The sequence below is a fragment of the Armatimonadota bacterium genome (assembly GCA_028871815.1).
In the GTDB taxonomy this organism is placed as follows: Bacteria; Armatimonadota; Chthonomonadetes; order Chthonomonadales; family Chthonomonadaceae; genus REEB205.
In genome coordinates this window covers 576474-597881 of record JAGWMJ010000001.1, presented here as the reverse complement: position 1 = coordinate 597881, position 21408 = coordinate 576474, and the positions used below count along the sequence as shown (strand labels likewise).

The 21408-nt window shown below is 62.7% G+C and carries 20 protein-coding genes; 13 read left to right on the top strand and 7 right to left on the bottom strand.

Features of this window, described 5'->3' with window-relative positions:
- Positions 1 to 34 precede the first annotated feature (34 nt).
- From KGJ62_02510 to KGJ62_02495, 4 genes are all read left to right on the top strand, one after another.
- Positions 35 to 2149: a molybdopterin oxidoreductase family protein gene (locus tag KGJ62_02510; GenBank protein ID MDE2125442.1), complete on the top strand. Its 2115-nt coding sequence runs from the start codon at positions 35 to 37 to the stop codon at positions 2147 to 2149.
- 50 nt (positions 2150 to 2199) lie between these two features.
- Positions 2200 to 3228 (top strand): hypothetical protein, encoded by a 1029-nt coding sequence (locus KGJ62_02505; protein MDE2125441.1) that lies wholly within the window; start codon positions 2200 to 2202, stop codon positions 3226 to 3228.
- 20 nt (positions 3229 to 3248) lie between these two features.
- Positions 3249 to 4175, top strand: coding sequence for a hypothetical protein (locus KGJ62_02500; protein ID MDE2125440.1), 927 nt, complete (start codon positions 3249 to 3251; stop codon positions 4173 to 4175).
- A 120-nt stretch (positions 4176 to 4295) separates the two neighbouring features.
- Positions 4296 to 5096 carry a hypothetical protein gene (locus tag KGJ62_02495; GenBank protein MDE2125439.1) on the top strand — a complete coding sequence of 267 codons (801 nt, stop codon included), beginning with the start codon at positions 4296 to 4298 and terminating at the stop codon, positions 5094 to 5096.
- Here the strand turns inward: KGJ62_02495 and KGJ62_02490 are convergent.
- The 5 genes from KGJ62_02490 to KGJ62_02470 all read right to left on the bottom strand — a co-directional run bounded on the left by KGJ62_02490 (position 5093) and on the right by KGJ62_02470 (position 12141).
- A complete protein-coding gene (locus KGJ62_02490; protein MDE2125438.1) occupies positions 5093 to 6616 on the bottom strand; it encodes a HEAT repeat domain-containing protein in 1524 nt (507 codons plus the stop codon). The two genes, KGJ62_02495 and KGJ62_02490, sit on opposite strands and share 4 nt — an antisense overlap.
- 22 nt (positions 6617 to 6638) lie before the next feature.
- On the bottom strand, positions 6639 to 8441 hold the full coding sequence (locus tag KGJ62_02485; GenBank protein ID MDE2125437.1) for a serine/threonine protein kinase: 1803 nt from the start codon (positions 8439 to 8441) through the stop codon (positions 6639 to 6641).
- On the bottom strand, positions 8441 to 10117 hold the full coding sequence (locus KGJ62_02480) for a protein phosphatase 2C domain-containing protein (protein MDE2125436.1): 1677 nt from the start codon (positions 10115 to 10117) through the stop codon (positions 8441 to 8443). The genes KGJ62_02485 and KGJ62_02480 overlap by 1 nt, the downstream gene beginning before the upstream one ends.
- A 124-nt stretch (positions 10118 to 10241) precedes the next feature.
- Positions 10242 to 11348 carry a DUF3662 domain-containing protein gene (locus KGJ62_02475; GenBank protein ID MDE2125435.1) on the bottom strand — a complete coding sequence of 369 codons (1107 nt, stop codon included), beginning with the start codon at positions 11346 to 11348 and terminating at the stop codon, positions 10242 to 10244.
- 145 nt (positions 11349 to 11493) lie between these two features.
- Positions 11494 to 12141, bottom strand: a complete 648-nt coding sequence (locus KGJ62_02470) for a 1-acyl-sn-glycerol-3-phosphate acyltransferase (protein MDE2125434.1) — start codon at positions 12139 to 12141, stop codon at positions 11494 to 11496.
- 342 nt (positions 12142 to 12483) lie between these two features.
- Between KGJ62_02470 and KGJ62_02465 the strand changes: the two genes are divergently transcribed.
- The 9 genes from KGJ62_02465 (at position 12484) to KGJ62_02425 (ending at position 20222) form a co-directional block, all read left to right on the top strand.
- Positions 12484 to 13305 (top strand): hypothetical protein, encoded by an 822-nt coding sequence (locus tag KGJ62_02465; GenBank protein MDE2125433.1) that lies wholly within the window; start codon positions 12484 to 12486, stop codon positions 13303 to 13305.
- A gap of 37 nt (positions 13306 to 13342) precedes the next feature.
- Complete coding sequence (locus tag KGJ62_02460; protein ID MDE2125432.1) at positions 13343 to 14209, top strand: hypothetical protein; 867 nt, start codon at positions 13343 to 13345, stop codon at positions 14207 to 14209.
- 14 nt (positions 14210 to 14223) lie between these two features.
- Positions 14224 to 15030 carry a hypothetical protein gene (locus tag KGJ62_02455; GenBank protein MDE2125431.1) on the top strand — a complete coding sequence of 269 codons (807 nt, stop codon included), beginning with the start codon at positions 14224 to 14226 and terminating at the stop codon, positions 15028 to 15030.
- 103 nt (positions 15031 to 15133) lie between these two features.
- The gene (locus KGJ62_02450; protein MDE2125430.1) at positions 15134 to 15940 is read left to right on the top strand and encodes a hypothetical protein; all 807 of its coding nucleotides are present in this window, start codon (positions 15134 to 15136) and stop codon (positions 15938 to 15940) included.
- Between the two features lie 157 nt (positions 15941 to 16097).
- Positions 16098 to 17573 (top strand): hypothetical protein, encoded by a 1476-nt coding sequence (locus KGJ62_02445; GenBank protein ID MDE2125429.1) that lies wholly within the window; start codon positions 16098 to 16100, stop codon positions 17571 to 17573.
- Between the two features lie 201 nt (positions 17574 to 17774).
- Positions 17775 to 19079 carry a threonine synthase gene (locus KGJ62_02440; GenBank protein ID MDE2125428.1) on the top strand — a complete coding sequence of 435 codons (1305 nt, stop codon included), beginning with the start codon at positions 17775 to 17777 and terminating at the stop codon, positions 19077 to 19079.
- Between the two features lies 1 nt (position 19080).
- On the top strand, positions 19081 to 19380 hold the full coding sequence (locus tag KGJ62_02435; protein MDE2125427.1) for a MoaD/ThiS family protein: 300 nt from the start codon (positions 19081 to 19083) through the stop codon (positions 19378 to 19380).
- Positions 19381 to 19396: 16 nt separating this feature from the next.
- Positions 19397 to 19918, top strand: a complete 522-nt coding sequence (locus KGJ62_02430; GenBank protein MDE2125426.1) for an NIL domain-containing protein — start codon at positions 19397 to 19399, stop codon at positions 19916 to 19918.
- A gap of 109 nt (positions 19919 to 20027) precedes the next feature.
- Positions 20028 to 20222, top strand: a complete 195-nt coding sequence (locus KGJ62_02425; protein MDE2125425.1) for a hypothetical protein — start codon at positions 20028 to 20030, stop codon at positions 20220 to 20222.
- Positions 20223 to 20350: 128 nt separating this feature from the next.
- Here KGJ62_02425 and KGJ62_02420 read toward each other — a convergent pair whose 3' ends face one another.
- Together KGJ62_02420 and KGJ62_02415 are read right to left on the bottom strand one after the other, a co-directional pair.
- On the bottom strand, positions 20351 to 20734 hold the full coding sequence (locus KGJ62_02420) for a YraN family protein (GenBank protein ID MDE2125424.1): 384 nt from the start codon (positions 20732 to 20734) through the stop codon (positions 20351 to 20353).
- The gene (locus KGJ62_02415; GenBank protein ID MDE2125423.1) at positions 20724 to 21377 is read right to left on the bottom strand and encodes a ribonuclease HII; all 654 of its coding nucleotides are present in this window, start codon (positions 21375 to 21377) and stop codon (positions 20724 to 20726) included. Before KGJ62_02415 ends, KGJ62_02420 begins: the two co-directional genes overlap by 11 nt.
- Positions 21378 to 21408: the final 31 nt, after the last annotated feature.

Here is a 21408-nt window from a genome sequence, read left to right as displayed (position 1 = left end):
AGCGTGCGCGGTGCATGAAGTTATCGAGAAGGGGATGACGGCGCCGGTTAAGACGGTGCTGACCGCCTGCCCGCACGACTGCCCCGATGGCTGCTCAATGCTGGCCACCGTTGCCCTGGGTGGTGAGCCACGGCTGCTGAGCGTAGCCGGCAACCCCGCGAATCCGTACACGCGCGGGACCCTGTGCCGCAAAGTTGCTCATTACGAAGACCGGGTCTATTCGCCGGATCGCGTCCTTACGCCAATGCGCCGAATTGGCGGACGCGGTGAGGGCAACTTTGCTCGAATCGGTTGGGACGAGGCGATTGGCGAGATCGCCGCCCGTTGGAAGCAGATCATCGCCGAGAGCGGTCCGGAGGCCATCCTGCCGTACTCATACGGCGGCACGATGGGTCTGGTCAACATGACCGCGTGCGACGCTCGCCTATGGAACCGGATGGGCGCATCGCAGTTGAAGCGCACGATCTGCTCATCCGGCGCGGAGGCCGGATACGGCTACGTGTACGGTTCCAACGAGGGAATCGATCCCGAAAGCTTCGCTCAAAGTCGCTTTATCATCGCATGGGGAACCAACCTCAGCAGCACCAACGTGCATATGATGCCGATCATCCGGGAAGCTCAGCGGAATGGCGCAACATTGGTTGTGATCGACCCATTTCGCACACGAACCGCATCTGCCGCAGACTGGTTTGTACAGCCAAAGCCGGGAACGGACGCCGCGCTGGCGTTGGGAATGGCCAACGTGATCTTCGCAGCGGGCCTGCACGATGAGCGCTGGCTCGAACTGCACAGCGTGGGATGGCGGAAGTTCCGGGAACGATGCGCAATGTTTCCGCTGGAGCGCACCGCCGCTATCACCGGCCTGCCGGCGACCGAGATTGAGACACTGGCGCTGCGGTACGCCCGCGAGCAGCCCTCCGCGATTCGCCTGGGTTACGGCATCGCGCGGAACAGCAACGGTGGCAGCATGGTACGCGCCATCGTTACGCTGCCCGCCGTCATCGGCGCATGGGACCGCCGCTCTGCCGGCCTGCTGCTCTCCACCAGCCGCCACTTTCCGCTCAACATGCGCAGCGTCAAGCGGCCGGACCTCCTGCACTCGCCCGATGATGAGTCGCCGGTGAAGTGGGGCCGAAGCGTGCCCAGGGCAATCAACATGATTCGTCTCGGCGCCGCGCTGCTGGAGGAGCGCGACCCACCGATACGTTCGGTCTACGTCTACAACTCCAATCCCGCCGCGGTCGCGCCAAACTCGAACCGGGTACGCGAAGGGCTGGAACGCGAAGATCTGTTCACGGTGGTGCACGAGCAGATGATGACCGATACCGCACGGTACGCCGACATCCTGCTCCCGGCCACCACACAGATGGAGCACCTGGATCTGATCGCCCCGTACGGCCACCTCTACCTGAACCTGAGCCAGCCGGCGATACCGGCGCGCGGGGAAGCCCGGCCCAACATCGAAGTTCTGAATGCGCTGGCCGGTGCGATGGGGTACACCGACGCGGTGTTCCAGGAGTCGGCCGAAGAGATCATCCGCGGCGCGCTTCAGAGCTCCGAGCCCCTCATGAATGGCGTAACGTGGGAACGGCTGCTGGAGCACGGATTTGCACGGCTCAACACGCCAACAGCCCCATGGGCGCCCTGGCTCGGCGGAAAGCCGTTCAAGACGGCCTCCGGCAAAGCAGAGCTCTGGTCGCAGCGAGCCGCCGACGACGGGCTGGATCCGCTGCCGGACTACACTCCACCCACCGACGAAGGAGTGGAGTCCGGCATGGGCCGATATCCGATCAACCTGCTGTCGCCCGCCGCCCACCACTTCCTGAACTCCAGCTTCTCTAATCAGTCGGAACTGCAGAAAGCCGAAAAGGAGCCGCGAATCTGGATTTCGCACGCCGATGCTGCCGCGCGCAGCGTCTCGGATGGTGATATGCTTCGCGTGTGGAACCGGCGCGGAGAAGTGCTGCTCCGGGCCGTCGTGAGCGCGGCTGTAAAGCCCGGTGTCGCGTGGTCGCCATCCATGTGGTGGCGGCGAGACAGCCCCAACGGCAGCGGAATCAACTCGCTCACATCCGACATGGTCAGCGACATGGGCGAGAGCTCTACATTTCATACAAACCTGGTCCAGTTTGCCAGGAGCGAGACCTGAAGCATGGTCGCCGGGCGAAGGCAGCCCGACGGACATTCCGCCAACCGGCCATGAAACCAACTGCACCCGATGAGACCGAGTCGGCGGTACGCGCCATACCGGAAGAATCCACGCAGGCGCAGGCCATCCGCGAGGCACTGGCCAACGCACGGTCACGCAAGGCGCTGGTTCGCGAGTCGGCGGTTCGCAGGCTCAGGAGCCTCGGGCCAGCTGGAATGGACGCACTGCTCCAGATCGTCAAGTATGAGCACGAGAAGCGTGGTAAAAGTCGCCGCATATTCTTGCTGTTTGTTTGTCTACATTTCAGCGTTTTTTACTTGAATCGCATCCTCCTGGTTCTGGGTATGCATCGACTCCCGTTCGCAGTCAGCCTGCTCGGCACGTTCGGCATGATTTACGGTGGCGCCTTGTACTTTAGCCAACGTGGCGGCTCCGCGATGCGGGCCTTGATTGACTTTGACGATATCCGCGTCACCGGCGCCGTAGTTGAAATGCTGCAATTGCGTGACAGCTGGATGTATGGGCTCGCGTGTCGCTCCCTGTGCCGCCTGCTTCCGCGGCTGCGCGCCAGCGACGCCGCCATCCTCAACGCCAATCAGCGTTCGATACTCAACGGAGTCCTTCCGCGAGCAGCGAATCACCGACCCGATCTGGCGAGGGCAATACTTGCGGCCATTGGGCAGGTCGGTGACGCAGCTTCGCTACCGGCGGTAACCGCGCTTGCCACAATGCGACCGGGTGGGCGGGTACGACAGGACGTAGTAACAGCGGCGCAAGACTGTCTGCAACTGCTGGAGCCGCGGGCAGCCGCCGAGGAGTCTCGCCGCCAGCTCCTGCGCGCGGCGGGAAACATCGGGCACGAGGAGAGCCTGCCGCGGCCGGCAGCGCCTACGGCCGTCGACACGATTGGGCTGTTGCTGCCATCGGCTGCCGTACCTGCCGATGGGCAAACCGTGAGCCGTAACGGTACGGCGGATCCCTGTGAAGCAGCGACGATGATTGCGGAGCGCGCGGTGACTGCCCACAAGCCGCCGACTGGCGAAGCCGGGCATACAAGCCTTTCGTCCAACCAGCTATGAACCGCGCCGCACCAACGAGTATGGACTCGGCTGTAGCAGTCGCACCCGGAGAGTCGACACATGCGCAGGCCATCCGCGAGGCGCTGGCCAACGCGCGATCCCCGAAAGCCCCGGTGCGCGAGAAGGCCATCTGGTACTTGAGGGGCATTGGCGTCGACGGCATGAACGCCCTGCTGCAGATTGTTGCGCAGGAGGATCGCAACCGGCGCAAACGGCGCCACAGGCTGCTTTGGTGCGCGGGTGTGTATGCCGGTATATTTGTGTTAGTTGCTGTTATCGCCCTACAATTCGACGTGCACATGCCAATGTTCCTCAGCATGTTTGGCAGCATGAGCGGTGTGCTTAGCGGCGCGGTGCTCTTCAGCCAGACACACCGCTCCGCCATACGCGCTCTGAGCGACTTTGACGATATCCGGGTTACCGGCGCAGTGGTCGAAGCGCTCCAGGTGCCGGACAGGGACATGTACGCTTTGGCGAGCCGCGCCCTGTGCCGCCTCCTCCCACGCCTGCGAGCCAGCGACACCGGCATCCTCAACGTGGAACAGCGAGCCATACTGAACAGAACCCTTTCGCGCGCCGCGAAGCGCCGGCCCGAACTTGCCCTGGCAATACTGGCGGCACTGTCGCAGGTAGGCGATGAAAAGGCCCTGCCGGCGGTTACCGCGCTGGCCGCCCTGCCCCGAGGTTCGCGGATACGGCAGGAGGTGGTGGCAGCCGCGCAACAATGCCTGCCGCTGCTGCAACAGCGCGCGATCGCTCAGGAAACGGATCGTCACCTGCTGCGACCTGCCGACAACGTGGGCCGCGAGGACAGCCTGCTGCGAGCGGCAGCGCCGACATCCGCCGATCCGACGGGGCTTCTGCTGCCATCGGCCGGAGCGCCTCCGACCGCGCAAGCCGTAAATAGCCCAGCCTTGTCGGATTCCGCGGAGGTCCGTCCGGGATGACTGCTTGCCGTCGCTCACTGCATCGTGGCCGCTCCACGGGCCCGAAGTTGCCGTATGTTACGTAGACGGGCGCGAACCGCGATTCGAGCGCCCCGCGAACGGCATTCTCAACGTGAGGCCGTGATTGCGGCCTTCCGCAGTGTCGACAGCGCGACGCCGGAGCAGGCCGAGCTGGCAACGCGACAGCTTCTTGAGCTTCTGCATACCGACCACGCTTCACTCCAGAAACGCACCGTTACGGCCTGCTGCGCGATGGCCATCCTCTTGATCGTTACCAACATTGCATTCGCCAACACCGGTATGTTCGGTGTTGTTTCTGTTGCCGGTGTTGCTGCGGTTTCCATCGTAATAGTCCGCCTTTGGGCCAGCAATGCGTCCCGCGATACGGCTGCGCTGACCGGGTTGCTCGGTCACTCAACAGAACCCCGCGTCGCCGCCGCACTCATTGACGTTCTCGATGGTCTCAACGACATACAACTCGGAAGCGTCGCGGCGGCCGGCCTCGAGACGATCCTGCCGACATTGAAGCACTCGGATGTCGCGCGGCTTGGACCCGGGCGGATCAAGTATCTGATGAGGCAAGTCGCGGCCGACGCCGTGGGAGCGGCCGCCAGAAGCTTCCGCGTGGCGGCTATTCGTTCACTTCAGCAGTTGGGAGATTCCAGCGCGATACCGGTGCTGGAGCGACTGGCCCAGAAAGGAAACACGCGGCTCGACAACGACGCCGTAACGATCGCCGCACGCGAAACGCTGCCATTTGTGCAGGAACGAGCCGCGCTGGAAGGAGCACCGCGGGAGCTGCTGCGGGCTTCGGCGGCGGACACAATTCAGCCCGGCCAACTGCCTCGACCGGCGCCAGAAACCGCGCCGCTGCACGAGCTGCTGCGTATCAACGGGAAGCCGAGCGGACCGGAAGCTTAATTCGGCGTTGCGCCAAGCCGGGCAAGCTGCTCGCGGGCAACGTACTGTACGTCGGCATTCGAGCTCTGCGCCAACTGCTCCAGAGTTGGCTTCGCATCGGCCAGGCCCATACCGCCCAGCGCCACAGCGGCCCAACGCTGTGCTGTGGGATCGGGGTTGGCCGCTTCGCGGCGCAGGGCAGGCAGCGCCAGTACCCCCATGTGAGCCAGGGCCTGTGACGCATACCACGCATCAACACCACCGCGGGCTGTTTCGGTAGTCAGCGGTGCGAGGGCAGGTGTTCCAATGGCTGCAAGCGCATCACGGGCGGCCGCCGGCGTGTTTCCAGTAGGATCCGGGTCGGACAGTGCCGCAATCAGCGCCGGAACTGCGGGCGCGTTTCCCGTAAAGCCCAGGCTCACTGCGGCAGCGGCGCGTACCCGCGGGTCTGGGTCCTTGAGCGCCACCACAAGAGCAGGATCGATGGATGGCGAATCCACAGCCACGAGTGCGCTGGCCACACCCTTGCGCAAGTCGTTATTGTTGTTCGCGAGCGCGGCGATCAGCCGCTTCAAGACAGGCTGAACGGCTGGCGCCGGAGGCATCGGCCGCACGGCATGGGCCAACGCCGCCACGGCGGCCGTGCGCAGATCCAGGTCGTCGTCGCTCAAGGCACTCAGAAGGGCCGTTATGGCCGCTGGGTCACCCAGTTTGCCGAGACCTGCGGCCGCCTGCTCGCGCGCATTGCTGTCGGCGTTTGGGTTGGCGACTGCGGAGATCAAAACCGGCTCACCGTCTGGTGAAGCAATCAATGCTAAGGCGCCTATCGCGACGCGCACTACACTCGCAACATCGTGCTGTACAAGTCCAATCAGCGCAGGGTCAGCACTGGGATCGCCGATTTTGCCGAGAGCGTCGGCCGCGCCGGAACGCACCGCAGGGTCGGTATCTTTCAGCTGCGCCAGCAGCAAGGCGACGCTTTGTGCGCGCCCCGCGGGTGTTTCAAACACGGCACTGCTCAGAACGTCACCGGCGGGCCCGCGCGAGCCGGCATCGGCCTTCATCTCGGCAACAATGCCGGCCGCCACTCCGGGCCGCGGCCCGATACCCCACTGCGGGTTCGTAAGGGCATCGATTGTCCCTTTGCGGACGTAGCTATCGCCGTCGTTAAGCCCCTTGGCCAGCTGCGTGATATTAGCCGGTGAATTGGCGCCAATCGCAGCCAGCGCATGAGCAAGGTGTGTGCGGACCGGACCCGAATCGTCTTTAAGAAACGCGATGCACTGCGTAACTGCAGCCGCCGTACCAAGATCGCGCAGCGCACCGGCAGCGTTCTCTCGAATATGCACGGGCTCGCCCGTAATCGCGTCCATAAACTGCTCGGAGTTGATGAGTTCGAGCGCCGCGCTGCTCCGGACGCGCGGGTTGGGCGACGACATGGAGTCGACCAGGTAACGCATGTGCCGGCTGTGGTTGATGGCGAGTGTCGCCACAATCAAAACTATCGCGCCAAATACCAGATAATTGAGATGCTTTCGCACGGAACCGCTCTCCGATCAGGGCCTAACGCAGCATGTTGAGCGCTGCGATGGCTCCTACCGTGACGCTGGCAGCGCCGACGCCTACAGCGGCCGCCCACATCCGCCAACGCGCAGGATAGAATACCTGTAACAGGCAGCAACCCAACAGTGGCCCGCCCGCCAACACAGCGGCCATCAGGCCATGCCGGAGGCTGGCTGTTGCACCAACTCCGCCGTAGTGTAAAGCAAACGCTGCCAGAGGTCCGAAACCGCACAGAATCGCGAAGGCGCATGCCGAGCTGGCAGTAGGGTCCAGATGTGATGAAATGCTTACCAGCAGCAGCATCAGGGCAAGCGCTCCCGTGACGGCGGCGATCGGTGGCGCCACCAGCTCGAGATGGTTGCGGAGGATGGCGCCTGAACGAAATACAGTCACCGATACCATTGGAGCCATCACCAGCGCAAAGAGTGGCAGGAACCACCAGGCTGCCTCACGCAGACTTCGTTCCATAGGCAAAACCTGCATTGTGATCACCACCGGCGCGCGGGATCCCGGCAATGCCAACCCGGCATCGAACCGCCGATCCTCCGGAGCCATGTACGCCGGCACGCTGGCACGGATCCAGAGCAAACGGACCCATCGGCGCCAGATGACGGGTTGTACGATCAGCCACTGGGGTCGGCCCTTTGCAGCGGCGGCTCCCGGTTCGGCTATGGAAGCAGCTCGACTCTGCGACCGGACCCATGCCAGCCGGCCACGCGTATCGCCTGCATGAATGGCGCCCAGATGCACGGACCGTTGCAGCGTGCTTTTCGGATCCGAAGCCGCCGAATCGACAATGCGGTCTCCGGCAGCCATCGTCGCAGGCTCGATCGCCGGTACCTGGGCAACCAGCATTCCGGGTTCAGCCCTGGCGGCAGCGGATGGCGGTTCAGAGGCAACACTTCTCGTGGTGATCACAACGGCGGGCGTCTGTTTGCCGCGATCGACCTGTCGCAGTTCCCACGCACTGATCGTTGCCGGAGCAACCGGCTTACCCTCCAACAGCGCATTCAGGTCACGGCTGAACTCCGCCGCCGAACCGTATCGCAGGCTGCGATCGCGCTCCATCGCCCGGTCCAGCACGGCCTGCATCAACGCCGGGACCGATGGGTCGAACGCGGCAATCGGGAGCGGAATCTGCGTGCGTATCGCCCGGCTCCATACAAACAGATTCCTCGGATCGGAAACAATAAATGGACGTTGAAGCGTCAACATTTCGTACAGCGTGATACCAACGGCCCACAGGTCTGACCGGCAGTCCGAGTGGCTCACCTCATCGAAATCTTCCGGCGCCATATAGGCAAAAGTACCTGCGCCGGCCGCGTATCCGTGCGTGGCGACCAATTCGGCGACGCCAAAATCGGCCAGGCGCACGTCGTCAGTCTCGGTCAGGAGAATGTTCGCGGGCTTAATATCGCGATGAAGCACCTTCTCCCCGTGCGCGTACTCCAGAGCGGCCAGCACCTGCGTGGCTATCCGGACGGCTTTCTGCCACGGCATTGCACCGCCGCTGATCAGGCGCTCCTTCACCGTCCCGCCGGAGATGTACTCCATGTCGATCAGAATTGTCGTGTCGGTTGCGTCCGCAGAATGCACCCGCACAATATTGGGGTGTTGAAGCGCCAGAAGCAGTCGGGCCTCACCCAGAATCCTCTCGCGGTCCTGCACGTCGGCCGAGATACGCTTAAGCGCAACCTGCCGGCGCAGAATGGTATCCTGACCCAGGTAGACAACACTCGTCGCGCCGTGGCCCAGCTCCTTCAGCAGCTCATACTTCCCCACCTTTTCGATAACGCCGGCCATCAGTGCGGGTTTTCGCGAAGATTCATCGCGCGAACCGCTGCGGCCAGGTCATCACTCGCCGAAGGTTTGCGGTGCGGCGGCTGCGCGGCAATGTACTTGAGATGGTGGTTATCGATAACGAACAGGTCGCCATACTGGTTCACACCGATTGCAGCCGGCGCGGTCAGCTTGCCTTTGCCGATTGAGCTCGAAATGAGCTTTCCAGCAGGGTCAAACTTGTCGATGACGCGATTGATGGGGTCGTTGCAGTAAGCGTTACCACTCGCATCCATCACAAGGTATACATCTCGATCTTGTCCGGCACTCTGCCCCGCGCCGGGAACCACCGGAAGATGCAGCCCGGTTACCTTTGCAACGCTGCGGTCACGCCCTACGAGAAGCCGGGCGCCGTTCTGCGCGATCACAACGGCGCTTCCGTCGGGAGTTACCAGGAGGGTTGACGAGCGAACCGCTTTACCCGTGAGTGTGACGGGATCCTGGTAATTCAGCGGCAAGTCGGTAAATCGCATCGCCCCGGATGCTTGAGTTGGCAGCTTGATTGCATTCGCATCGAGGCTCGGGCGGAGTACGAGAGCCACAATAACAAGACCGAGCAAGAAAACCAGGCCGACCAGCACACCGGTCACCAAAACCATTGGTTCCTGGGACTCGCCATCACCTGACTCTGCAAGATCGGCCTGCGAGCGGTGTTGGCCGCTTTCGCGTCGATTGTGCGGCACGCTGCGGGCCGAAACGGCTTGTGGCGCGTCCGTGGTGGTCAGCCGCCGGCGCCGCTCGAAATGGGTGGTCACTCGACGCACTTCCGGCTCAGCCTCGGCCGCGCCGGAAGGCGCTGCAAACGCTGGCGCGCGCTCTACCGGCGTCGCACCGGCCGATTGCGCCACCGGCGATACCGTTGGCGCTTCCGATTCGATGTCGGAGGCGCTATGATCGCAGTGGGTCACCACAACCGTCACGTTGTCGCGCCCGCCGTTACGCAACGCGCGCTCCACCAGCCGGTCGCATGCCAGTTGTGGCTGTGGCGCCGCCATCAGCAACCCAGCCAGGTCGGCATCGGGCACTTCGGAGCTCAACCCGTCGCTGCAGAACAGAAGCGTATCGTCGGGAAGCAGCGTCAGCTCAACAACGTCCGGGTTAACCGTCGAATCGAGCCCGACGGCCCGTGTGATCGAGTTGCGGAACGCGCTGCGGCGCGCCTGCTCCGGCGTCATTGCGCCGGCCTTGACCTCCTGCCACACCTCGGAATGGTCATCGGTCAATTGCCGGAGTTGCCGGTCCCGGAGCAGGTAGGCGCGGCTGTCACCCACGTGGGCTACGATAAGCAGGTCGCCAACCACGGCGGCTGCGACGCATGTTGCGCCCATAGACGCCAGCTCAGGCGAAGACTTCTGCTGCGAGCGAACCAGCGCATTCGCCTCGATGATGCATGCCTTGAGCGCTTCGCCGACCGCGCCCCGCGCATTACTCGAGATGCTCGACTTCAAACGATCGGAGATGGTATCTACAACAATCCGAGCGGCCTGGGCGCCGCCGCCGGTGCCGCCGATTCCGTCGGCAACAACCACCAGCGCGTCCACATGGCCGCCAAGCTCGGTCGAAGAGAGCACCACCACGGCATCTTCGTTGCGGCTGCGGCGTCGTCCAACATCACTTCGGCTGCCAATTACAAGTTTCAACCTTGAACACAGCCCCTCATGCCTCATCGCGGCGAAGTAGCGCCAGCAGCAGCGCTACGAATGCTACAACAGCCAGAAGAAAAAGATACCGGGCCATGCCCAGTAGAATCAGCATGGGCGTGACTTAGCGCGCGAATTGTACCGTAAAACTGCGTCCTGCCATGGCAATCTCATCGCCGGCCGCCAGTCTGCGCCTCGCGTTGGCAGCCAGCGGCTCGCCGTTGAGCGAAACGGCGCCGGGTTCGCCCGCCAGGTTGGTGACCCAGTAGCAGCCATCGGCGATGGTTATCTCAGCCAGCTGCTGGCGCGTGGCTGCCGGCAGGACCACGTCGCAGGTGATGCCGGCGCCAAAGCGCGTGGAAGAGCCGCACACGCGCCGGTTGAGCGCACCAGCCTCATCCCGCCATTCCAGCTCCAGCGGAGGCGCGCCTGCCGGCGCCGTAAGCTGCGACTCCCGGCGGCCCGTCAGCCGAAATCGCAGCACCACATCACCGATGGTGATTGTATCGCCGTCGCCCAGCGCGCGCGCTTCGATGGGACGGCCATTCACGATCGTGCCGTTCCGGCTCTTGAGATCATGAACCGTGAAGGTTCCATCCAACTCTCGATCAATCCGCGCATGGCGCCGCGAAACCTGGCTGCTGTTCAGTACCAGTTCATTGCCGGTTTGGGATCGGCCGATTGTGAGTGACCCGGAGCGGAGTCCGATTGTGGCAGGCGGCAAACCCGGCTCTTCCACAACCACCTCGGCGCCGGCGTGCGCCGCAACCGTCATGTCGTCATCCAGGTCGCTGAACCGTCCCACAGGCTGATTCTGCGGCGGCTCCGGTGCAATCGCGGGTTCACTCCGTTTGAACCGGGCCTTCACACTCAGGCTGGCTGCACCTTGCGATGGCGGCGCCTCCGATGCCGTCACCGACAGGCGCAAATCGCCAGCGAAGATGTACCCCCGCTCGCGGCACGTCTGCTCCAGCACCTCGGCAAGGCTCTCGGCCGTAATAACCGTCAGCAGTTTTTCCCGCTCCTCCTCGCCGCGCGGGTAGATCGTAACCTCGTACTCGTTCGGCGCAAGCCGGTTTCCACGCGCGTCTTCGGCCAGGTCGGCCTCCATGGCGCGCTTCAGCTCCTTCAGCACATCGGCCGCCCGTATATCGCGCGGGGCGCCGAAGCCGTGCTCATAGATACGTTCGAGTTTGCGATCCAGGCGATTCAGGAGAGTTAGCAGCTTCAACGGTTTGACTCTTGCGATTCGGGCGCCGGCCGGCAATCGTGGCGGCCTTCGCCGAGAATACGTAACACCAGACACGACGGTTTTAGCCGAGTCCATATTATGACCACACTGCATGCGCCTGTTGCATCGGCGAAATCGGCGGCCGTCACTGCGCGTCATCAGCGGGCACGCGACCACCCATCTGGATCAGCACGTCCCGCAGCGCCTCGGCAGCAGCCCGGTATCGCTCGGCGCCGCGGCTCGCCGGTGCAAGGCTATCCAGCGTGCACGGCGCGCCGAACTCCACAATAGCCGGGCCGTGCGAGCGCTGCGGACGCGTTTTGCCGTACGGCATAATGCCATCGGTTCCAAGCACCAGCGCCGGCACAATTGGGGCACCGCTGTACGCAGCAAGCAGCATAACGCCTGGTGAGAATGGCTGTAAGTACCCGTCTTCGCTGATCTTGCCCTCAGGAAAAACCACCAGGGCCTGACCGCTCTTGAGTAGCGCAATCGAGCGCTGGAGCGCGGCATGGTCGGCGGTCCACCGTCGCACCGGCAGGCCGTGCATCGTACGAACCACCCAACCAACCAGCGGCATCTCAAACAGCTCCTGCTTGGCCATGAACCAGCACCGGCGTGGCAGCGCCATGCCGATGGCCGCCGGATCGCAATCGCTGATGTGGTTGGCGGCAATAATCACGCCCCCCTTGCGCGGAACCTGGTCTCTGCCGATAATGCGAAGACCGCCGAATAAAGGGAAGAGGCAGCGCAGTGCAAGCCAGATCGCCGTCCGCACAAGCACGTACGTCACAAGGAGCCACCCTCTTCGATGGCCTGCCCGGACCGTGAAACCGAAGTCAATAGCATCGCGTAACAATACAAACCGGTCACCGTTCAGTATACTTCGTGTAGCCAATCACGGATTGTCTGATTGCGCGCGTCCGCGTGCGTCGGCCGTGATGGATGAAATCGCAGAACTGGGGAGATCACACTGAAGTCTGTTCATCGCACCCGGCGGCGGCTAACCGCCACTTTCGCAACTCTGCTTTCTCTCGGCTTTGCTATACCCGTAAGCGGCGCCGGAAGCGTATCACCGCCCGTACCGGCGCTTTTCACGTACGCTCTTACCGCCGGAACCACCAGGCGCTACAAAGTGACGGCGTTTTTCAACGGTCACATTCCACCATTTGCGCAGCCGGGCGGAGAGCCGGTCCACATCCGCGTGATACTTACATACAAGGCCACCGTGCAGAGCGTATCGCCGGCCGGCGCGGTGATCGACTTTTCCGTGGATAGCGCCGATATTGGGCTGCTGCAAAAAGATCCTGGGCATAATGGCAAGGTCAACCCCGACGCGGTGATCCCATTCCCACTTCCGCTCGATGAGATTCAAAAGACGCTTAACGTAACCGCAGTCATTCGCGCCGACGGCAGCATTGCCAGCCTGAAAACCGGAACAACGACGCCAGTTCGCATCCAGCTCGGGTTCGATATCCGGCGCATATGCCTGCTTATGATGCCGCTGATATTCCCGAACAAGCCACTAAACGCCAACGACACCTGGGCATTTGACGATGGCGTGCTCGGTAAGCGGCTGGGCGATGTCACCTACGGTGGCACCCTGGTTTCGGCGACAGCCGCCGGTGGTTCGGAACGATACCAGTTTGCTGAAACGGCGCTGGCTAAGATCGATTCCAAGGTGGATAAAGATGGTAACCCCACAACCAGCGCAGTGGCTGCCGAAGGGAGTTTGAGCGGAACGGCAAAACTGGCCGGCTCTGTGCGCTTCATGAGCCCGGCCCCGGCTGACGCCACGACGGCTGGATTCATGGCGCTCGGCCACTTCGACCTCACCGTGCTGCTGAAACGGACACGTGACAAGCCCGACCCGCTCGATCCGGGTGCGCCGCTGGTATCAACAATCGATATCGCGGCGCGACTCAATGTTCAAGACCTTCCGCCTTCAAGCAACTGACGGCGCCGGCACGCAGGGGCTGTATCTGGGGAAAACAATGCGAAATCGAATCGGGCTTTGCATTTTCCTGCTGCTCAACGGCGCCGGTGGCGCCGTTAAGGCGCAAACACCGCCGGCCAACCTCGGCGCAGCACCCACCGAAAAGGTAGCTCCGTGGCGATTCATCTACCATGTCGGCGCCAGGCAGCGGCTGCGTACACATGCGGTGCTATCCTCCACGGACCCCGCCAATCCGGTAGTTGTTCAGATCGTTACCACATCAGCGAGTGTTGTGAAATCGGTAGCGAGTAACGGGGATGCCGTCCTCAGTACGCGTGGTGACGCTGAAGATATCAAGATCAACGGGCAGGCGGTTCCTTCACCACCGGAGCTGCCGGCGGTCACGCGGACGGTAACGGCAGCCGGGCTCCTGAAACAGGCTCCAGCTGGGGCAGGAACGGGCAACGGCGGAGCCTTGACCCGCGTGATAGAACTGCTGCAAAACACACCGGCTCCGCAACAGCCCGTGGCCGTGGGGGAGTCGTGGGCTGCACGCGTTGCCAATCCGTTTCTTCCCGGGCGATCGGTGGACTACGCGTGCATCTTTGTTGGTCGCAGGTCGCTGCTGGGATTCAATACTGTTGCGGTAAGGATACGCGCAAGCGTACCGATGACGGATGGGGCGACGCCCGGCCTGACGATCCACCTCGACAGCCTGTATTACGTGGATCCGGTCGCGGGACGCATAGTTGGCATGCAGTTCAGCGCCGACCACGTACCTGTGGCTGCGGCTGGACTGGCCGATGGCGTGTTGCATGGGCATGCCGAGATGATTGTAGCGGGAACCAACGACACCACCGATGTACTAAACGACGGAGAGCTCGCCACGAGCTCGCAGGCGCCTACCAAACCGGCGCACAAATGAAAGGATTGACCCAGATGGATTCTCAAATCGGTCCACGCGTTAAATCACTTGCCTTTGGGGCCATAGCAGCTTCTTTGGCAGTGGCGGCCAGCGCGGCTCACGGTCCGGTACTCCTCCGGATGAAATACAAAGCCGGCCAAACGCTTAAGTATGCGTTAACCATGCAGCTTGCCACCTCGGTGAATGTCAACGGCGGAGAGCAGAACATTCCCGCGCGCATGACGATGCAGATGGTACGACATATCGTAAAAGTGATGCCCAGCGGCAACGCTCAAGCAACGGAAAGCATCGAGAACATGAAGTATATGGTGAATGGCAACCAGTTCCCAACACCCGCCACACCCAGCTTCACCGTGGTGTACTCGCCACTTGGCACGATAGTCTCCATGAAGACCAACGGTGGCAGCGCGCAAATGAAGGCAATGGCTGGCCAATTGACCAGCCCAATGCAGAATGCCGCAGTCTACCTGCCGAAGCAGGCAGTCTCTCCCGGCCAATCCTGGGTCAGCAGCGGTAAGCTGCCGGCCGTGGCGGGCGGAGGTACGTACACCGTACGTTCTCGCTTTGTAAAGGCCGAACACGTAGGCGGTTTTCCAACGGTACTCATCCATAGCGTGATGGACGCGCCGATTGCCGTTTCGCAGGCAGGGGGCGGAACCGGTGAACTTAAGATGACTTCAGATTCCGACTTCAGCCCTTCGGCCGGCAAACTGATCCGCGTGAGCGGCTCCGGCAACATGTCGATGAAGGTCTCCAACGGACCGAACGGCCCGATGAATATGAAGATTCACATGGTCCTGGCATTGAGCCTTTTGCAGTAAACCAGAAGAGCGCGATCATCCTACTCGTGTGCCATGGTGGCGGGCTCGCAACGGACCTACCGGCCAAAATCACCGCCGCCCATAACTCAAAGGATTGACACTGATGCATTTTCAATTCGGCTCGCGCGCCAAGACGGTTGCCATTGCAGCCATTACCGGCTCGATGGCGCTTGCGGCCGGCGCGGCTCGGGGACCGGTTTTCCTGCGCATGAAGTTCAAAGCCGGCGAAAACCTCAAGTATGCATTCACCATGCAGCTTACAACCGTGGTCGGTGCCCATGGTGGAGAGCGGACGATTCCCGCCCGTATGGCGATGGAGATTGCCACGCACGTCACAAAAGTGTTACCAGACGGCAATGCACAGGCGATCGAGAGCGTCAATGGTATGAAGTATATGGTCAACGGCAACGTTCTGCCGGCGCCGGCCACTCCCAGCTTCACGATGGTCTTTTCGCCGTTGGGACACATCCTCTCGATGAAGGCAACAGGTGGCACTGCGCAGGAGCGCGCCATGGCCGGCCAGTTTAGCAGCTCCATGCAGAACGCTACGGTCTACCTGCCGAAGCATGCCGTCTCTCCAGGTCAAACCTGGGTAACCACCGGGAAACTTCCGCCCGTTTCCGGAGGAGGCATCTACACGGTGCATTCTCGGCTGGTGAAAACCGAGCACGTGGGTGGCTTTACCACCGTGCTCATCCACAGCGTAATGACCGCGCCGATTTCGGTAGCGCAAGCCGACGGCGGAACTGGTGAGCTCCATATGACGTCCGACTCCGACTTCAGCCCGGCGGCAGGCAAGCTGATCCGCATGAGCGGCTCCGGCGATATGTCGATGACGCTGTCTAACGGACCGAACGGCCCGATGAATATGAAAGTTCACATGGTCCTGGCGATGCGCCTTTTGCAATAAGCTGGCCAAGCGCACATTTTACAACGCCAGGTGTAACAATAGGGCCTATACTTCGTATTACAAGGGATAGGCCCGGAGTGCGGCCGCGCGTAAGCAGGCCGAGGCCGTCTCACGCGAACCGGTCGATGGCACCGACCCGGCCCAAGGAGAACTCGAGATGAGATTCCGCCCTGCTTCAACCCGAATTGCCGCTGCGGCTGCGTTGGGAGGATTGGCGCTCGCTCTGCTGGCAGGTTGCGGCAAAACGTCGCCTTCCAGCACCGCTCCGGCGCCGCCGGCCGCCACGCCTGCCAATCCGGCTGCTGGGGCGCCACCAACAACCACCGCAGGCGCCGCCGGCGGTCAAGCTTTTCAGCCCTACACGGTCTTGCCCAGCCTTCCGCCGGCGCCGGCAAAGGTGGTGGATACCAATCGCACGCTCACCATGGTGCAGCACTCAGGCGCATGGTACCTTCGCGATCATGACGGGCACTACTACCACGTAGCCCGAGACAGCCAGGGCCATTTCTACCCGGCATACACGGGACCAAACGGACACTACTATCCGTTGCGTTACGACGCCTCCCGAAATCGGTATTTCCGCATAATCCGGACCAGCAGCGGCGACAGTTACCGGAACTACGTCGGCGATCCCAACACCCAGTACTACCAGGATCCCGGCACGCAGTATTCGGGGCAGTCGCAGCTTGCCGGCTATAACGATCCCTACAGTCAACCCACTTACCAGCCGACCATCATCAAGCCAAAGAGTCACAGCAACAAGAACCTGTGGTGGCTCGCGCTTCCCGTTCTCGTCGGCGCCTACCTCCTGCTGAAAAACCAGCATCACAGCGGCCGCCCTAACCAGTACGCGCCACCCAGTTCGATCGTCCGCTACTACAACGGCCGGAACGGCAGCATGCTGCCGATGAACGGTCGCGGTCCGGCCGGCGCCGTGATGGCAAACATGGGGATGAACCGCAGCGCGAACATCGGCAATCGCCAGATCCCGGGTAGCCAGCTGCTGCCCCACTCGATGAACAGACCAATGGCGAGCATGGGCGGATCGTTTGGCCATCCGTCGGGCGGCCCCGCTCATGGGCACTTCGCACCGCCCGGCCGCGCAGGCGGTTCGAGCTTCACGCCGCCCGGTCATGCCTTCGGGCGTCAGCCCGGCTTCACGCCGCCAGGTCATGCGTTTGGGCGCCAGCCCGGCTTTACTCCGCCCGGTCATGCGTTCGGGCGCCAGCCCGGCTTTACTCCGCCCGGTCATGCGTTCGGCCGAAACATGGGCTCACCCGTTACGCCCAATCACCGCGCGCCTGTGGCTCACTCGTTCGCGCCACCGCGTCCGGCGTTTGTGCCGCAGCACCGTACCGGGAAACCCGTACACTCGACGCCCTTCCGGCTTCAGCCGCCCGCGCCGATCTTCGGGCATCCGGTGGCGCACCCGGGTAACCCCTTCGGCCAGGCCCAGGGACGTGGCCCGGCCCGGCCGGTAACTCCGCACACCTTCCAGCAAAGGCACGCGCCGGCACAGCCTTCAAGGTTCGTACCGCACCCGGCGGCAATCAACAGCCACAAGGTTGCGCCAAAGGGCAATCCCTTCCGCGCGCCCGTGCGGAAGTCGCCTGACAAGAAGAAGGGAAAATAGAGTGCAGGCGGGACCGTAGGGACCGCCGGCTCGTTGACACTGCGGGCGGCTGCCGGGTACACTTCGAGTGGTTCGGTTACCATGGCAGCCGCCCGCTGCCGTCTTTTCGCCCGGCGCCGGCTGGGCAGCGAGATCCTGCCGCAAACGCCCCTCGTCCGGCGCCATAAAGCGCGGAGTGAGAGGCGTTTTGTCTATCGGCGGATGCATGGAGCTACAGAGCGAGCGATGGTGAAAGTATCAGCCCTCAAGTGCCGCGAGTGTGGCGAAGAGTCACCGGTGGCGCCGAACCACGTTTGCGACAACTGCTTTGGGCCGTTGGAAGTGGTGATGAACTGGGCCGAGATCGCTCCACGGGTAACTCGGCAGACCATCGAGTGCGGCCCACGCTCAATGTGGCGTTACAAGCAGCTGCTGCCGGTTGAAGGCGAGCCATTCGTCGGCGGCCACGTTGGCTTTACGCCGCTCGTTCGCGCACGCCGGCTCGGCGAGTCGCTGGGATTGCGCCGCCTCTACGTAAAGAACGACGCCGTCAATCACCCCACACTCTCTTTCAAAGACCGTGTGGTTTCCGTGGCGCTCACGAAAGCCCACGAATTCGGCTTCGATACGGTTGCCTGCGCCTCCACCGGGAATCTGGCAAACTCCGTAGCGGCGCATGCCGCAGAAGGCGGCTTCCAGGCCAACATCTTCATTCCCAACGACCTGGAAGCCGGCAAAGTACTGGGAACCCTGGTTTACGGCGCAAGGCTCTTTGCGGTTGCCGGCAACTACGATGACGTGAACCGCATGTGCGCCGAAGCGGTGGGCAGGTATCCCTGGGCCTTCGTCAACGTGAACATGCGTACCTACTATGGTGATGGCTCGAAAACCGTCGGATACGAAATTGCCGAGCAGCTTGGGTGGCGCGCCCCCGACCACGTTGTGGCGCCGTGCGCCGGCGGATCACTGATCAGCAAGATCTACAAGGGCCTCCACGAGTTCTCCAGGCTCGGACTGCTTGAGAATACGGTGAACACCCGCATGTACGCCGCGCAGGCAACCGGATGCTCGCCCATCACCACCGCCGTAAAGGCCGGCTGGGAGGTATTCAAACCGCAGAAGCCAGCCACTATCGCACGGTCCATCGCAATTGGCAATCCGGCCGATGGCCTGCTGGCTATCGAGACGGTCCGCAAGAGCGGCGGATGGGCCGACGACGTGACCGACGATGAGGTGGTGGAGGGAATGGAACTGCTGGCGCATACCGAGGGGATCTTTACCGAAACCGCCGGAGGCGTCACCGTGGCTGTGGCGCGGAAACTTGCGAAGCAGCATCGCTTCCACGAAGATGACGTTGTCGTGCTGGCGATTACAGGCAATGGCTTGAAAGTGCAGGAAGTCATGGAGGGGCGTCTTGCCACTCCGCGCCAGATTGAACCTAACCTCAAGTCGCTGGATGCCGCGCTAAGCTCAGACACGCGAGAGCACGCGCTCGCCGGAACGGCGCCCGGCAGCAGGAGCAACTGAAATGGCTGTAACCGTATTGATACCCACGCCGCTGCGCAGATACACCGAGGATAATACCGAGGTGTCTGCAGAGCCCGGCACCATTTCCGGTGTTATTGCAAGCCTGGATGGCAAGTATCCCGGTATTGCCGCGCGCATAACCGATGATGCGGGCGAGGTGCGCCGGTTCGTCAACATCTACCTCAACGAACAGGATGTAAGGTTTCTCTCCGGCAAGGAGACACCGGTGAAAGATGGCGACACCGTCTCCATCGTACCGGCTATAGCCGGCGGCGTGGGCTGTCTCACCCGGAACCTGTAACCGGCGCTCAATAACCATGCCGACTATGCATCTTACTCTGGCAGCGGCAGCGCCGCACTCGAGCGCGCCGATCCTTTGGAGGGTGGCACGCAAGTTTCATGTGGCTGCAAACCTGCGGCGCGCCTACATAACCGGCGCAACCGCGGTTTGCGAGGCCTCATTTGACGGCTCACAGGAGGAGCTGGATCAAGCCCGGCAGTACCTGGCCGATTGCGGAATGCTGCCGGAAAAGGGCAGCATCGAGCGCTGCGGCCCGCTTCCGGAGGAGCAGGCTACGGGCGTGGCGACCCTGCACGTGGCGATCGAAATGGCTGCACGCGGACAGGGCGATGAACCGGTGCTCTGCCGGCTGGGGCGTGACCACCGTGTAGTTGTAAACATTCTGAGCGCAGCGTTCGACGCTGCAGAAGGCGGATGGCTGGAGATAGCGCTTACCGGGCCGCTGGGCGAAGTGCAGCGAGCCATCGCATGGCTGTGCACAACCGGCCTGCACGTTTCGCCCCACGAGCGGTCCGTCTCCGATTCCAGCAATCTTTAGACACTCTCTCAACACGCATCCTGCACTCTTGTTGGCGGGAGGCAACATTTGGCGACGTGAGCTCGTCTATAATGATGTGAGGACAACTTCATAGAGAGGAGGTGACGCAATGAACTCGCCTGTTCGAGTGGGGCTCGTATTTCCACGCAGCGGACAGAGGGTCTTCGTGCAGGTACCGCTCAATGTGGTGCTGCCGGAACTTGCAGGAAGGGCGCTGTTTGATGCCCATTCTGCTTCGATGCACGAGCCCGGGGAGAACGAGGAGAGCAGCGTCAGTCAGAATGGCCACAAGCCAGCGGCGTAAACAGCACTACTTCCTAATCATACTGTAGTTTCGGCCTTACGCTCTGACTGACATCGGCGCGGCGTCGGATGACAATCTCATCCGACGCCGCGCTGTTTTTGTGGCGCCGAACAGACTGCGTCCCGGACTCAATCGATGGGTCCAAACGCGGCGGCGATGTGCCGAACTCGCGTTGGCTTCCCGGGCACCGTGTAGACCTCTACGACGTCAAATCGAGACTCGGGCTCGTCGCGCGCCGGGTGCGCGGCCAGATACCTACGCGCGGCCGCCACGATTCGGGCCTGCTTCCTGCCGGTAACAGCTTCTGCCGGGTCGCCAAAGCTTTCGCCGGACCGCGTCTTCACCTCAACAAACACCAGCGCAGCGTGCGGCGCCGGTGACCGCTCAAACACCAGGTCCACCTCGCCTACCGGTGTGCCATAGTTGACAGCGAGCAGGCGCCAACCCAAACCCTCCAGGTAACGGCGCGCACACTCCTCGCCGTACTCTCCCAGCCGCCGGCTACCCGCCATGCAAGCGGCCCATCACCGCCATGCTCGCCTCCACGACGGGGCGATACGAGAGCCGATGTTCGGGGCAAGGACCAAACTGCTGCAGCTCGCTCCGGTGCAGCTGAGTACCGTAGCCTTTGTGACGTGCAAATGCAAACCGGCCGTACCGGCCCTGCAGATCAACCATGATGCGGTCGCGACGGACTTTGGCGATCACCGAAGCGGCCGCAATGGAGGCGCTGAGGCAGTCACCGCGGACCACGGATCGGCAGGGCGCCGGAAAGCCCGGTACCGGCAGGCCGTCGATGAGGCCGAACGCTTCGGGGGCCAGCGAGCGCACGATTTCGAAACTGCGGCGCATCGCAAGGTGTGTGGCGCGCAGGATGTTAAGGCGATCGATCTCCGCCTGGCTGGCCAGTGCAAAGCCGATCGCCACGGCGCAGTCCTCGATCCGGAGTTCCAGTTCGGCGCGCCGGGAGGGCGTGAGCTGCTTGGAATCGGTGAGGCCAGGAAGATCGACTCCCAGCGGCAGCACCACACAGGCAGCCGCAACCGGCCCAGCCCATGCCCCGCGCCCCGCTTCATCGATGCCGGCAACGCAGGTCGCGCCGTGAGCAATCGCATCGCGCTCCAGGTCCCATCCGGCAGGCGTGGACCTTGTAATCGCGCGTCTCCTCGGGTGTGCCTGTCGTTGA